Annotated in this window: 14 protein-coding genes; 13 read left to right on the top strand and 1 reads right to left on the bottom strand. The window is 72.7% G+C overall.

What is annotated here, in order from left to right; genetic code table 11:
• Positions 1-2: 2 nt before the first annotated feature.
• A complete protein-coding gene (locus tag E4T13_RS09675; protein ID WP_137178065.1) occupies positions 3-1,238 on the bottom strand; it encodes a patatin-like phospholipase family protein in 1,236 nt (411 codons plus the stop codon).
• A gap of 124 nt (positions 1,239-1,362) precedes the next feature.
• On the opposite strand from E4T13_RS09675, the gene ruvC reads away from it, so the two are divergent.
• The 13 genes from ruvC to folP all read left to right on the top strand — a co-directional run bounded on the left by ruvC (position 1,363) and on the right by folP (position 14,168).
• The gene (gene ruvC / locus E4T13_RS09670; protein WP_137178064.1) at positions 1,363-1,890 is read left to right on the top strand and encodes a crossover junction endodeoxyribonuclease RuvC; all 528 of its coding nucleotides are present in this window, start codon (positions 1,363-1,365) and stop codon (positions 1,888-1,890) included.
• 186 nt (positions 1,891-2,076) lie between these two features.
• Positions 2,077-2,700: a Holliday junction branch migration protein RuvA gene (ruvA, locus tag E4T13_RS09665; protein ID WP_137178063.1), complete on the top strand. Its 624-nt coding sequence runs from the start codon at positions 2,077-2,079 to the stop codon at positions 2,698-2,700.
• Positions 2,697-3,761 (top strand): Holliday junction branch migration DNA helicase RuvB, encoded by a 1,065-nt coding sequence (gene ruvB, locus E4T13_RS09660; protein WP_137178062.1) that lies wholly within the window; start codon positions 2,697-2,699, stop codon positions 3,759-3,761. The genes ruvA and ruvB overlap by 4 nt, the downstream gene beginning before the upstream one ends.
• A gap of 132 nt (positions 3,762-3,893) precedes the next feature.
• Complete coding sequence (locus E4T13_RS09655; RefSeq protein ID WP_137178061.1) at positions 3,894-4,349, top strand: YbgC/FadM family acyl-CoA thioesterase; 456 nt, start codon at positions 3,894-3,896, stop codon at positions 4,347-4,349.
• 49 nt (positions 4,350-4,398) lie between these two features.
• Positions 4,399-5,160, top strand: coding sequence for a protein TolQ (gene tolQ, locus E4T13_RS09650; RefSeq protein ID WP_137178060.1), 762 nt, complete (start codon positions 4,399-4,401; stop codon positions 5,158-5,160).
• Between the two features lie 4 nt (positions 5,161-5,164).
• Positions 5,165-5,659 (top strand): protein TolR, encoded by a 495-nt coding sequence (gene tolR / locus E4T13_RS09645; RefSeq protein ID WP_240791061.1) that lies wholly within the window; start codon positions 5,165-5,167, stop codon positions 5,657-5,659.
• Between the two features lie 10 nt (positions 5,660-5,669).
• Entirely contained in the window at positions 5,670-6,773 is a 1,104-nt protein-coding gene (locus tag E4T13_RS09640) for a hypothetical protein (RefSeq protein WP_137178059.1), read from the top strand.
• Entirely contained in the window at positions 6,770-8,146 is a 1,377-nt protein-coding gene (gene tolB, locus E4T13_RS09635) for a Tol-Pal system beta propeller repeat protein TolB (RefSeq protein WP_240791060.1), read from the top strand. Before E4T13_RS09640 ends, tolB begins: the two co-directional genes overlap by 4 nt.
• Before the next feature lie 138 nt (positions 8,147-8,284).
• Positions 8,285-8,761 carry a peptidoglycan-associated lipoprotein Pal gene (gene pal / locus E4T13_RS09630; protein WP_137178058.1) on the top strand — a complete coding sequence of 159 codons (477 nt, stop codon included), beginning with the start codon at positions 8,285-8,287 and terminating at the stop codon, positions 8,759-8,761.
• Positions 8,762-8,820: 59 nt separating this feature from the next.
• Positions 8,821-9,693 carry a hypothetical protein gene (locus E4T13_RS09625; protein ID WP_137178057.1) on the top strand — a complete coding sequence of 291 codons (873 nt, stop codon included), beginning with the start codon at positions 8,821-8,823 and terminating at the stop codon, positions 9,691-9,693.
• 67 nt (positions 9,694-9,760) lie between these two features.
• Complete coding sequence (tilS, locus tag E4T13_RS09620) at positions 9,761-10,930, top strand: tRNA lysidine(34) synthetase TilS (RefSeq protein ID WP_137178056.1); 1,170 nt, start codon at positions 9,761-9,763, stop codon at positions 10,928-10,930.
• Positions 10,931-11,060: 130 nt separating this feature from the next.
• The gene (ftsH, locus tag E4T13_RS09615; RefSeq protein WP_137178055.1) at positions 11,061-12,986 is read left to right on the top strand and encodes an ATP-dependent zinc metalloprotease FtsH; all 1,926 of its coding nucleotides are present in this window, start codon (positions 11,061-11,063) and stop codon (positions 12,984-12,986) included.
• Between the two features lie 114 nt (positions 12,987-13,100).
• Positions 13,101-14,168 (top strand): dihydropteroate synthase, encoded by a 1,068-nt coding sequence (gene folP / locus E4T13_RS09610; RefSeq protein ID WP_137178054.1) that lies wholly within the window; start codon positions 13,101-13,103, stop codon positions 14,166-14,168.
• Positions 14,169-14,175 lie beyond the last annotated feature (7 nt).

Below are 14,175 nucleotides of genomic sequence, written 5' to 3'. Positions count from 1 at the left end.
CCTCACGCCGCGCCCGGCGGGATCAGCGTCCAGTCGAAGCCGCGGCGCGCGCGTTCGAAGCCGTATTCGTAGAGCGCCCGCATATAGGCCTGCTCGAAGGGCACGGTGTATTCGGCGGTGAAGTCGCGCCCGATATAGGCCAGGTTGAAATCGATTCCGTCGCGCTGCGCGGCGAAATACATCCGGACCACGTCGTTGTAGCCGCTTGCCGCGATCATGGTGGAGACGGCGCGCCCGGCGATGGAGACGGTGCGCCGCGTGGTATCGGCCCATTCCGGGTCGATGCGGCCGTTGCGGATGATCCAGGCCGTCGCCGGCGTGACACGGCGATTGTTCGCCAGCGCGTCCCGCCGCGCCCGCGTGGCCGCGGCGGGGTATAGGAAGGCCTGCGCGAAGGCGCCGCCATCCACATGCATCTCCTGGTGGCGCACGCCATCGACCTCGGTGTCGAACAGCACCGGCGGGAATGCGCCCGGGATGGCGGCGGAGGCCAGCAGGATGCGCCGCACCGTGTCCAGCGCCCTGGGGTGTCCGCTCTTGGCGATGGCGCCGATGTTCCAGATCACCGGCACCTGCGCATCGATATCGGTGCTGGCGACCATCAGCAGCCGCCCCTCGTCATAGGCCTCGGCGATCGCCGCGATCATGGCGTCGTCGAGGTATTCCGAGATCATCGCGAAGAGCGGCGCGGTGTCGGCCAGCGCGTCGTCGAACAGCGCCGCGGTGAACCAGCGCCGGATCGCCACGCGCTCCGGCGTGATGTCGGTGTAGACGGATTTCAGCTTCTCGTCCCAGGCGCTGCCCAGGAAAGCGAAGGGCGCTGTCAGCGCGCCGGTGGACACGCCTGTGACCAGGTCGAAGACCGGCCGGTTGCCATGCGCGGTCCAGCCATTCAGCAGCCCCGCGCCGAAGGCGCCGTTCTCGCCGCCGCCCGAGATGGCCAGCAGGTTGAGCCCCGACAGATCGGACGTCCGCGCGATGCCGCGACGCGCGGCCTGCCGGCGCAGCGCCGCGCTCGCCTCCGCGTCGAAGGCCTCGAAGCCGTTCGGCTGGTCGGGGCGGAAGCGCTCGTTCGGCACGCCGAGTACGCGGGCGGTGCCGGTAAGGTAACGCGGCACGGGCGGCTCCCGCACCGGCAGCGCGCAGCCGGGCAGGCCGGCCGCGAGCGCGCCCGCCGCCGCGCCGCGCAGCAGGCGGCGGCGACCGGAAGCGGTCGGATGGGCAGACCGTATCGGCATGGGCAGGACTCCGGCCGGGTGCATTCGGGGGCGAACCTAGCGCACCACGCAACGAGGCGCAGCCTGCGGGTCTTCCCCTGGGACGGGCGTGCTTTCCCTGGGCCGGTGGGTCTATGCAGGGAGCATGGCGGGCGCACCGATTCGCATCCTGGGGCTGGACCCCGGCCTGCAGCACACTGGCTGGGGGCTGGTGGAGCATGACGGCTTCCGCCTGCGCTTCCTGGCCGACGGCGTGGTCTCCACCAGCGCCGGCGAGGACCTTTCCGTGCGCCTGCTGGCGCTGCATCGCGGCCTGGCGGCGGTGCTCGCTGAATGGACCCCGGACGAGGCCGCGGTGGAGCACACCTATGTCGCGCGCAACCCTGAAAGCGCGCTGAAGCTCGGCCAGGCGCGCGGCGTGGTGCTGCTGGCGCCGGCACTGGCCGGCGTGGCGGTGCGTGAATACGGCGCGATGGAGGTGAAGCGCGCGGTGGTCGGCACGGGCCACGCGGCGAAGGAGCAGGTGCAGGCGATGGTGCGGCAGTTGCTGCCGGGCGTGACGTTTCGCCGCGCGGACGCCGCCGATGCGCTGGCCATCGCGATCTGCCACGCGCATCACCGCAGCACGCGGAATGCGTATTCGGCGGCGGTCGCGCGGAGCGCGCGGGGATGAGCCGGAGGGCGCGGGCATGATGGGCGCGCGGATCGAACCCCCACCCCAACCCTCCCCAGCAAGCGGGAGAGGGAGTGGGTCGCGCCTCTGCTCCCTCTCCCGCGAAGCGGGGGCTTGCGGCACTGCCGCGAGGCCGAAGGCTGGTCGGGGTGGGGGTCTTACTAGCGCTGGCCGGAGCCGCCGCGCATGATTGGCTCCCTCCGCGGCATCGTCGAAAGCGTCCATGAGAATGGCTGCGTGCTTGACGTGAACGGCGTCGGCTATCTCGTCGCCTGCTCGCGCAAGACGCTCGACAAGCTCACCGGCCGCGACGGCGCGCAGCGGCTGCTGGTCGAGACCCGCGTCAGCCAGGACGCCATCACGCTGTACGGCTTCTTCGACGCCGCCGAGCGCGAGGCCTTCCGGGCGCTGATCGAGGTGAAGACCGTCGGCCCGCAGAAGGCGCTGCTGGTGCTGTCGGGCCTCACGCCGAACCAGCTCGCCGCCGCCATCGCGGCGAAGGAGCGCAAGAAGCTCTCGGAGGTGAAGGGGCTCGGCGCCGCCACCGCCAACCGCATCATCGACGAGCCCGCGATGCAGAAATGGGCCGTCGGCCGCGCCACGCCGGAGGCCGACGGGCTCGGCGGCGTCGCCATCGCCGTGCAGGCGCCGGAGGGCGGCGAGGCCGATGCCGTCTCCGCGCTGGTCAATCTCGGCATGAAGCGGCCCGAGGCGAGTGCGGCCGTCGCGCGCGCCGCCAAGCGCGTCGGCAAGGAGGCCGCGCTCGAGGCGCTGATCACCGAGGCGCTGAAGGAGATGGCGCCACGATGAGTGCCCCTGGGAGCGAGGAACGCCTGACCAGCGGCGCGCGCAGCGAGGAGGACGCGACCGAAGGCAGCCTGCGGCCGCAGACGCTGAAGGACTTCATCGGCCAGAAGGCGCTGCGCGAGAATCTCGAGGTTTTTGTCAGCGCCGCGCGGCAGCGGGGCGAGGCGCTGGATCATGTGCTGCTGTTCGGTCCGCCGGGCCTCGGCAAGACGACGCTCGCGCAGATCGTGTCGCGCGAACTGGGCGTCGGCTTCCGCGCGACCTCCGGCCCCATCCTGCAGCGCGCCGGCGACCTGGCCGCGATCCTGACCAACCTGCAGCCGCGCGACGTGCTGTTCGTGGACGAGATCCACCGGCTGCAACCCGCCATCGAGGAGACGCTCTATCCCGCGATGGAGGATTTCCGGCTCGACCTGATCATCGGCGAGGGGCCGGCGGCGCGCACCGTGCGAATCGACCTGCCGCCCTTCACCCTGGTCGGCGCCACCACGCGGGCAGGGTTGCTCAGCCAGCCGCTGCGCGACCGCTTCGGCATCCCGCTGCGCTTGCAGTTCTACGACGTCGACGAATTGTTGCTGATCGTAAGGCGCGGCGCCGAGAAGCTGGGCTTCGGCCTGGCCGAGGATGGCGCGCTGGAAATCGCCCGCCGCTCCCGCGGCACGCCGCGCGTGGCCGGACGGCTGCTGCGGCGGGTGCGGGACTTCGCCCAGGCTGCCGGGCGCGCCGCGGACCGCGCCATGGCGGACGCTGCGCTCGCGCGGCTGGAAGTGGACCGGCTCGGCCTCGACGCGCAGGACCGCCGCTACCTCCGCCGCATTGCGGAGCATCACAATGGCGGGCCGGTCGGGGTGGAGACGCTGGCCGCCGCGCTGGCGGAATCGCGCGACACGCTGGAGGAGGTGGTCGAGCCCTTCCTGATACAGGAGGGGCTGGTCCTGCGAACGCCGCGCGGCCGGATGCTCGGCGAGCCCGGCTGGCGCCACCTGGGGTTGATGCCGCCCGCTGGCCTCGGCGCGCAGCTCGACCTGCTGGCCCAGGCGCCGCCGGGGGAGGGGGAGGGGTGATCGCACAGCCCCGGATCGGTCAGGGCCGCGAAGCGGCCCCGCGCGGCTCGGGACTGAGGGTCCGCGCGCGCCATGTCTGAGGCGCGAAAGCCAGGCGGCCGGAAGCCGCGCCCAGCGTCCGAGGCCACAAACATGACCCAGAGCCACCGTTTTCCGGTCCGGGTGTATTTCGAGGATACCGATGCGGGGGGCGTGGCCTACCACGCGAACTACCTCCGATGGGCTGAGCGCGCCCGGACCGAATCCTTGCGTGCCATGCACTTGCCCCATGCGCTTATGATGGAGCGTTACAATGCGATGCTTGTGGTGCGGCGCATCGAAGTGGCGTATGTGCGCCCGGCCCGGCTCGACGACCTGCTGATCGTCGAGACCCGGATTCGCGCGCTGCGCGCCGCCACCCTCGACCTGGATCAGCGGGTCGTCCGGGAGGGGGACGGGGTTGAGTTGGCGCGGCTGCTGGTCGGGCTGGTCTGCGTGCAGGGCAGCCTCGCGAGCCCGGCCGACGCGGCGGATGGATTGAAGCCTGCCAGGATTCCCAAACCCTGGCGGACGAGTTTGAGCGGGAAGCTGGCGGAGCGCGGCGACTGACGCGGCCGCTCCGAAGCACGGCCCGCGCGACGGAAAGGAGGCCCAGGCCTTGGGCAATGTGAGTCAGACCCCGCTCGGCCAGGCGGCGCACGACCTGTCCCTCTGGGGGCTCTTCCTCCAGGCGGACTGGGTGGTGAAGGGCGTGATGATCGCCCTGCTGCTCGCCTCGGTCTGGGTCTGGGCCATCATCTTCGAGAAGGTCGCGACGCTCCGTCGCATCCGTCGCGCCGCCAATGGGTTCGAGGACCGCTTCTGGTCGGGCGGCAGCCTGGAGGAGCTCTACACGCGCGAAGGCGAGCAGCCGACGCACCCCATGGCCGCGGTGTTCGGCGCCGCGATGGGCGAATGGAAGCGCTCGACCGGCCGCGGCTTCGGCTCGGAACTCGCCGTGCTCGGCACCAAGGAACGCGTGGAGCGCGCCATGTCCGTCGCCATCTCGCGGGAGATGGAGCGGCTGGAGCGCTGGATGGTGTTCCTTGCCACCATCGCCTCCGCCGCCCCCTTCATCGGTCTGTTCGGTACGGTCTGGGGCATCATGAACAGCTTCAGCGCCATTGCCGGCATGCAGAACACCTCGCTCGCCGTGGTGGCGCCCGGCATCGCGGAGGCGCTGTTTGCCACCGCGATCGGCCTGGTCGCCGCGATTCCCGCGACGATGGCCTACAACAAGTTCAGCAGCGACTTCGCCCGCTTCGCCGGAAGGCTGGAAGGCTTCGCGGCGGAATTCTCCGCGATCCTGACGCGCCAGTCGGAAGCGGCGGCCGAGCCGGGGCGCCCCGCGCGCAGCGCGCCGGCGCCGGTGGCGGAGTAGGCCGATGGCCGGCGGGCTGATGGGCGGCAATGGCGGCCGGAACGGGCGACGCTACCGCCCGATGAGCGAGATCAACGTCACGCCCATGGTGGACGTGATGCTGGTGCTGCTCATCATCTTCATGGTGGCCGCGCCGCTGATGACCGTCGGCGTCCCGGTGGATCTGCCGCGCACCACCGCGACCCCGCTCAACCAGGAGCAGGAACCGCTGACCATCACGGTGGATGCGGAGGGCCGGATCTTCCTGCAGGAGACCGAGGTCCCGATCGAGAACCTGGTGCCGCAGCTTCAGGCGATCCTGCGCAACCAGCCTGCCGGCCAGCCGGAGCGGCGCATCTTCGTCCGCGGCGATCGCGCCATCTCCTATGGCCGCGTGATGGAGGTGATGGGCACCGTCAGCGCCGCCGGCTTCCAGCGCGTGGCCCTGCTGGCCGAACAGCCGCAGGCGCCGGGTGCGCGCCCCGCCGCGCCCGCCCAGCAAGTGCCGCCGAGGCGCTGAGCCTGGCGCGATGAGCGGGGCGGCCGCCTTTCCGCTGGAGCCTGACCAGGAGGACCGCGACCTGCGGCGCTGGCTCGGCGTGTCGTTGGGGCTGCATGTCGCCCTGGCGGTCGCGGCGCTGGTCTATGGCTACGTGAAGCCGCTGCCGCCGCCGCTGGAAGTGCCGGTGACGGTCGAGTTCACCGCGCCCGTGCCCGCGCAGCAGGCGCCGGGCGAGCAGCCCGCGCCGGCACCCTCGCCCGTGCCCTCGCCCGAGCCGCCCGACACCACGGTGCCCGACCTCGCGGCCCCGCCCACCACCCAGCCGCCGCAGCCCACGCCGCCGCCGCCGCCGCCGCCGCCGGCGCCGACACCGGTGGCGCCGACCGTGCCGGTGCCGCCCGCGCCGGCCCCGGTCGCGCCGCCGCCAACGCCGCAGGCCGCGGCGCCGCAGGCGGAGCCGATCCCGCCGCCGCCCCCCCCGGCGCCGTCGCCGCAGGCGACCCCGACGCCGCCGCCGCGCCCGACCCCGGCCGCGCCGACGCCTGCGGTGCCCGCGCCGCCCGCGCCGGCGGTGGCCGAGCGTCCGAGCGAGCCCGTCCCGCTGCCGCCGCCGCCCGCACCGCCGCCGCCGACGCCGTCGCGCGCGCCCGGCACCGCGCAGACGCCACCGGTGCAGAATCCGGACCAGCGCTCGCGCGAGGCGATGAACACGCTGGAGCGGCTCCGCCAGCAGCAGGCGCAGCAGCGCCCCCCGACCGCGCGGCCGCAGCCGCAATCCGGCCGGCCGGCCTCCGGCGGTGGCGCGCCGACCGGCACGGCCAGCCTCACCCAGGGCGAGATCCGCGGCCTGGCCGAGCAGATCGGCGAATGCTGGTCCGTCGATGCCGGCATGCTCGGCCTGTCCGAGATCGTCGTGGAACTGCGCGTGCAGCTCGACGGCCAGGGGAATGTGCGCAACGTGGTGCCGGGCGACCGCGGCGTGCCCAGCGACGCGCGCGCTCGTGCGGTCTACGAATCAGCCCGCCGCGCGCTCTTGTCGCCGCAGTGCAACCCGCTCAGGGTCCCGTCCGACAAGATGCAGACCGTCATGGCTTCAACCTTCCGCTTCAATCCGAGGGGACTCGTCCGATGAGCCTCCGTGCTCCTTCCGTCATCACGCGGCGCCACGCGCTGTTCGGCGCCGGCGCCGCGATGGTCGCGCCCGGCGTGCTGTCATGGCCGCTCATGCCGCGCGCGGCCATGGCGCAAGGCGCGGTGATCGACATCACCCGCGCGCGCACCGATCCGATCCCGATCGCCATCCCGGCGATGGCCGGCGCCTCGCCCGATGCGCAGCGCTACGGGCGCGACATCGCCAACGTGATCCAGACGAACCTGCGCAACTCCGGGCTGTTCCGCCCGGTGGAGCGCCAGGCCTTCATCCAGTCGGCGGAAGCGGCGGCGGCCACGCCGCGCTGGCAGGATTGGCGCGTGATCGGTACCCAGGCCCTGACCACCGGCCGCGTGGACGCGCAGGGCGACCGCATCCGCGTGGAGTTCCGCCTGTTCGACGTGCTGGCCGAGCAGCAGATCCAGGGCACCGCCTTCACCGCGCCCACCGCGCAGTGGCGCCGCATCGCGCACCTGATCAGCGACGTGATCTATGAGCGGATGCTGGGCGAGAAGGGCTATTTCGACACCCAGATCGTCTACATCGCCGAAAGCGGCCCGCGCGACCGCCGCACGCGGCGCCTGGCCATCATGGACCAGGACGGCGAGAACCACCGCTTCCTGACCGATGGCAGCTTCCAGGCGCTGACGCCGCGCTTCCATCCGAATGCGCGCCAGATCGCCTTCATGAGCTATTTCCGCAACGAGCCGCGGGTCTACCTGTTCAACCTGGACACCGGGCAGCAGCAGGTGCTGGGCAGCTTCTCCGGCATGACCTTCAGCCCGCGCTTCGCGCCGGATGGCCGCAGCGTGATCCTCTCCGCCTCGCGCGGCGGCGACGCCAACATCTTCTCGGTGGACCTCGCCAGCCGGCGGGAGCGCCAGCTCACCTCCGGCGGTTCGCTTGATGTCTCGCCCTGCTACTCGCCGGACGGCACGCAGATCGTGTTCAACTCGGACCGCGGCGGCGATCAGCAACTCTACGTGATGGGCGCGGACGGATCGGGCGTGCGGCGCATCAGCTTCGGCAGCGGGCGCTACGCCACGCCGGTCTGGTCGCCGCGCGGCGACCTCATCGCTTTCACCCGCATGAGCGGCGGCCAGTTCGCCATCGGCGTCATGCGGCCGGACGGCAGCGGCGAGCGGATCCTCTCGGAAGGATGGTCCATGGAAGGCCCGACATTCGCGCCGAATGGCCGCGTGCTGGCCTTCTACCGCGAGACGCGGGCGCGCGATGCCCGGGGTTCCGGCTATTCGTCGCGGCTTGCGCAGATCGACATCGCCGGCTTCAACGAGCGTCCGATGATGACGCCCTCGGACGCCTCCGACCCCGCCTGGTCGCCGTTGCTGTCCTGATGCCGGGCTCGCGGGTTGCGCCGCCGGCATGGCGCGCCTGCGAATCGGGCGCCGTGCGAATCGTTGACCTGCAAGGGCCGCATCGGTAACGGCCCGGCCACGCCCGCCGGGCACGACACCAGAAAGGGTGATCACCAGATGAACATGAAGCTGATCGGCGCACTCGCCGCCATCGCGCTGCTCGGCGCCTGCCAGAGCGGCGATGAGAACGCCGCGGCCAGCGGCGCAGGCTCCGCCGCCACCACCAGCGGCCCCCGCCCGGGCAGCCAGGAGGACCTGGTCGCCAATGTCGGCGACCGCGTCTTCTTCGACTTCGACCGCAGCAACATCCGCGCCGACCAGCGCCCGGTGCTGGAGCGGCAGGCGAGCTGGTTCGGCCAGTATCCGCAGGTCCAGGCCACGATCGAGGGCCACACCGACGAACGCGGCACGCGCGAGTACAACCTCGCCCTCGGCCAGCGCCGCGCCAATGCCGCGCGCGACGTGCTGGTGGCGGGTGGCGTGGCGCCGGCGCGCCTGTCGACCATCTCCTACGGCAAGGACCGCCCGGCGGCGCTCGGCTCCAACGAGGAAGCCTGGGCGCAGAACCGCCGCGCGGTGACCGTCGTTCGCTGACGGTGCGGCCCGGGCCTGCCCTCGCCGGCCCGGGCGCTTCGCATCCGGGGGAGAACGCCATGCGTCGTGCCGGCCTTGCCCTTGCCGTCCTGCTGATCGCCCTGCCGAGGCTGGCTTCGGCCCAGGTGGACAGCCGGGAGGGGATCGCGCTGCAGAACCAGATCCTGCAGCTGCGCCAGGAGGTCGAGATCCTCCGCCGCGGCGGCCTTGCGCCGCCCCAGCCCTCGACCGGGGGCAGTTCGCTGTTCGGCGCGCCGGCGCCGCAACGCCCCGCCGGCGCCCAGGGCGACCTTGTGCCGGCCCTGCTCGACCGCGTGCAGCGCCTGGAGGAGGAACTGCGCAGCGTGCGCGGCCGCGCGGAGGAAGCCGAGTTCCGCGAGCGCCAGCTTCGCGAGCGCGTGCAGAAGCTGGAAGGCGACATCGACTTCCGCCTGCAGCAGCTGGAAGGCCAGCGCCAGGGCGCCGCGCCCGCCCAGCGCCCGCCGGCCGCGGCGGCGAGCGGGGCCGCGGCGGCCAGCGCCAGTCCGGCCGCCGCTGCCGCACCGGCCCGCACCGCGCAGCGCGCCTTGGCGGAGGGCCAGGCGGCGCTCGGCCGGCGCAACTACGCCGCCGCCGAGGCAGCCGCGCGCGAGGTGATCGCCAGCCGCGACACCGCGCGCCTGGCGGATGCGCAGATCCTTCTGGGCGACGCCATGCTGGGCAAGCGCGATTTCGCCGCGGCGGCCGTCGCCTATGACGATGCGCGACGGCGCAACCCCCGCGGCTCCCGCGCGCCGGAGGCGACGATCGGCATCGCCAATGCGCTGATCGGGCTGAACAACAACCGCGATGCCTGCACGCTGCTGAACGAGTTGCGGAGCAGCAATCCCAACCTCTCCGGCCCGCTGGCGGAACGCGCGGCGAGTGCCCGGCGCCGCGCTTCCTGCCGCTAGGCAGGCGGGGCGCCCGCTGCCCCCAGATTCGTCTGGCCCGCTTTCCGGGGACGACTTCGCGGCGCTGATGGCGCCGCTGGGTCCGTTCGGCGCGGCACCATGCCTTCTGGCCGGCGTCTCCGGCGGGCCGCACAGCCTGGCACTTGCGCTGCTGGCACGGGACTGGGCGCGGGAACGCGGCGGCCGCGTGCTCGCCCTCGTCTGCGACCATGGGCTCCGGCCGGAGAGCGCGGCGGAGGCGGCCGGCGTGGCGGCGATGCTCGCGGCCCAGGGCGTCGAGGCCCGGGTGGAGCCCCTGCGCCTTGCTGGCGGCCCCGGCACGCAGGAACGGGCGCGGGAGGCCAGGCTGAACGCGCTGCTGGAGGCCTGCCGGGCGGCAGGCGCGCCGTGGCTGCTGCTCGGTCATCACCGCGCCGATCAGGCCGAGACCCTGCTGATGCGCGCGCTGGCCGGGAGCGGGCCGGCAGGCCTATCCGCGATGGCCCCGGCGCGGGCGGCCGCGGCCGCCCTGGTGCTGCGCCCGCTGCTCGGCGTGTCGCCGGACCGGCTTGAGGCGGTGTGCGCCGCGACCGGGGTCGATCCCGTGCGCGACCCCTCCAACGCCGACCGGCGCTTCACCCGCATCCGCCTGCGCGGCGAGCTTGGCGCCGCCGCGGTCGCGGCCCTGGCCGAGACCGCGGCCCGGTTCGGCCAGCGCCGCCAGGCGCTGGCGGATGGCGTGGCAGGCCGCCTGGCCGGCGCCTGCCTGCTGCACGAGGCCGGCTTCGCACGGCTCGACCTTGCGGCGCTCGGCGAGGATGCGGTGGCGCGTTCGGCCCTCGGCGCCCTGATCCGCACCATCGGCGGGCGGCGCTACCCGCCCGCGGAGGACACGCTGCGGCGCCTGATCGCGCAGGGGGAGGGGACGTCGGGCGGTGCGGTGCTGCGGCGGAACGGCGTGCTGCTGCGGGAGGAGGCGGCGCTGGGGCCACCGGTGCCGGCGCGGCCCGGCGCGCTCTGGGACGGGCGCTTCCGCCTTGTCGGCACTCCGCCGGCGGGTGCGGTGATGGCCGCGGCGGGGGAGGCGGCGCGGCGCCTGCCGCGTCCCGCCTGGATGCCCGCCTCGGTTGTGCCGACTCTGCCTTCCCTTCATCTGAAGGGAACGCTGGCGGAGGTGCCCGCACTGTCCTATCCTGCGGGCGGATGTCATGCCGGCTACGCCTTCCGCTTCGCGCCTGCAGGCGGGGCGATGACGTGAGCCGCCCCGCGGCAATGCCCGGGGCGCGCCATGATGGCGCGTTGTCCGACGGCGGATGGAAGAACGCCGCAGCCTCCCTATCTACACGGTGCCGCTGCCCTGCCGGGTGGCGAGACATGGGAACCCCAAGGTGAACAATTTCGGTCGCAATCTGGCGCTCTGGGTCATCGTGGCGCTGCTGCTCGTGGCGCTGTTCAACCTGTTCCAGCCCTCCTCGGGGCCAGGCCGGGCCTCCCAGCAGGTTGCCTATTCCGACTTCCTCAACGAGGTGAATGCCGGTCACGTCCGCGACGTGACGATCCAGGGCCGCACCGTCACCGGCCAGCTTTCGGATGGCCGCAGCTTCCAGACCTACACGCCGGAAGACCCCACGCTGGTCAGCAAGCTGACCGAGAAGGGCGTGCGCGTGGTCGCGCGGCCCGAGGACAGCGACGTCAACCCGCTGTTCCACTACCTGCTCTCCTGGTTCCCGATGCTGCTGCTGATCGGCGTCTGGGTGTTCTTCATGCGCCAGATGCAGGGCGGCGGCGGCCGCGCCATGGGCTTCGGCAAGTCCAAGGCCAAGCTGCTGACCGAGAAGCAGGGCCGCGTCACCTTCGAGGACGTTGCCGGCATCGACGAGGCGAAGGGCGAGCTCGAGGAGATCGTGGACTTCCTCCGCGACCCGCAGAAGTTCCAGCGCCTCGGCGGCAAGATCCCGAAGGGCGTGCTGCTGGTCGGCCCCCCCGGCACCGGCAAGACGCTGCTGGCGCGCTCCATCGCCGGCGAGGCGAACGTGCCCTTCTTCACCATCTCGGGCTCCGACTTCGTCGAGATGTTCGTGGGCGTCGGCGCCAGCCGCGTGCGCGACATGTTCGAGCAGGGCAAGAAGAACGCGCCCTGCATCATCTTCATCGACGAGATCGACGCGGTGGGTCGCCATCGCGGCGCCGGCCTCGGCGGCGGCAATGATGAGCGCGAGCAGACGCTGAACCAGATGCTCGTCGAGATGGACGGCTTCGAGAGCAACGAGGGCGTCATCATCATCGCGGCCACCAACCGGCCGGACGTGCTCGACCCCGCGCTGCTGCGCCCCGGCCGCTTCGACCGGCAGGTCGTGGTGCCCAACCCGGACGTGAACGGCCGCGAGAAGATTCTCCGCGTTCACATGCGCAAGGTCCCGCTGGCGTCCGACGTGGATCCGAAGGTGATCGCGCGCGGCACGCCGGGCTTCTCCGGCGCCGATCTCGCGAACCTGGTGAACGAGGCCGCGCTGCTGGCCGCGCGCACCGGCCGCCGCACCGTCGGCATGCACGAGTTCGAGGCCTCCAAGGACAAGGTGCTGATGGGCACTGAGCGCCGCTCCCTCGTGATGAGCGAGGCCGAGAAGCGCATGACCGCCTATCACGAGGCTGGCCACGCCCTCGTCTCGCTGCACGAGCCGGAATGCGACCCGGTGCACAAGGCCACCATCATCCCGCGGGGACGCGCGCTGGGCCTGGTGATGTCGCTGCCGGAAGGCGACCGCTACTCCATGCACAAGTCCAAGCTGAAGGCGCAGCTTGCCATGGCGATGGGCGGCCGCGTCGCCGAGGAACTGATCTTCGGCGCGGACAAGGTCTCGAACGGCGCTTCCGGCGACATCAAGATGGCGACCGACCAGGCGCGCCGGATGGTCACCGAATGGGGCATGTCCGAGAAGCTCGGCATGATCGCCTATGGCTCGAACGACCAGGAGGTCTTCCTGGGCCATTCGGTGACGCAGTCGAAGAACATCTCCGAGGAGACCGCGCGGCAGATCGACGCCGAGATCCGCAAGATCATCGACGACGCCTATGCCCGCGCGACCAAGACGCTGTCGGAGAACATCGACGAGCTGCACCTGCTGGCCAAGGGCCTGCTGGAGCACGAGACGCTGTCCGGCGACGAGATCCGCACCGTGATCCGCGGCGAGCCGGTGGTGCGCAACCGCCCGGACGAGCCCGCGCCCACCCGTGGCAGCGTGCCGAGTTCCGGCCGCTCCTCGCCACCGCGCCCGGCGGGCCCCTGGAGCGAGCAGCCCGCGCCGGGGACCTGATTCGATACTCCCTCTCCCGCGGAGCGGGGGAGGGCCGGGGTGGGGGTCTCCCACCTTTCCCAACGGGCGGAGGCGAGGCATCGTCTCCGCCCGCTTCGTTTTCCGGGGTTGATGATGTCGGCAATCCGTGTCGAGCCGCTGGCATTGCTGCACGGCCGGGCGGCGGGCTTGGCGCGGGAGGCGGATCTCGCGCTGCCGCTCGCGGGCGGGCCGGCCGCCTTCACCATGGTCCGCCTGCACGGGCCCGATGCGCCGGACGGCCCGCTGGCGCTGGCCGACGTGCCCACCGCGTGGCAGGCCGGCGTCATGGCGCTGACCGAGGCGCCGCAGCCCTTTGCCGGCCTGCCCACCGGCCGGCCGCTTGTGATGGGCGTGGTGAACGTCACGCCAGACAGCTTCTCCGATGGCGGGCGCCACTTCGACCCCGGCGCGGCGGTCGCCGCGGGCCATGCGATGCTGGAAGCCGGCGCGGACCTGCTGGACATCGGCGGCGAGAGCACCCGCCCGGGCGCCGCGCCCGTGACCGCCGAGGAGGAACAGCAGCGCATCCTGCCGGTGCTGCGCGAACTGGCGAAGGCCGCGACGGTCAGCGTGGACAGCCGCAACGCCACGACGATGCGCGCGGCGATCGAGGCCGGGGCCGAGATCGTCAATGACGTCACCGCGCTGCGCCACGACCCCGACGCCGCACGGGTGGTGGCGGAGAGCGAGGCGGCGGTGGTCCTGATGCACATGCTCGGCACCGACCCGCGCACCATGCAGGACGCCATCCGCTACGACGACGTGGCGCTGGAGGTGGCGGAATTCCTGGCCGGGCGCGTCGCCTGGGCCGAGGCACAGGGCATCCCGCGGGCCCGCATCGCGGTCGACCCCGGCATCGGATTCGGCAAGCGCATGGCGGAGAATCTGGCGGTGATCGAGCGCCTGCCGATCCTGGCCGGGATCGGCTGCCCGGTGGTGTTCGGCGCCAGCCGCAAGCGCTTCATTGGGGAGCTGTCAGGCGTCGCCACCGCGGATCGCCGCCTGGCCGGCAGCATCGCCGTGGCGCTGGCCGCGGCGGAGCGGGGCGCCGCCATCCTGCGTGTCCACGATGTGGCTGAGACAGTCCAGGCGCTGCGCGTCCGGGCCGCCTGCGAGGCCGGGGCGCCGCCGCCGGTGGACGCCGAGGTTGAGGAGGAATAATCAGCCC

Source organism: Roseomonas sp. AR75 (assembly GCF_005222815.1).
GTDB lineage: Bacteria > Pseudomonadota > Alphaproteobacteria > Acetobacterales > Acetobacteraceae > Falsiroseomonas.
This window is presented reverse-complemented; position numbering and strand designations above follow the sequence as displayed.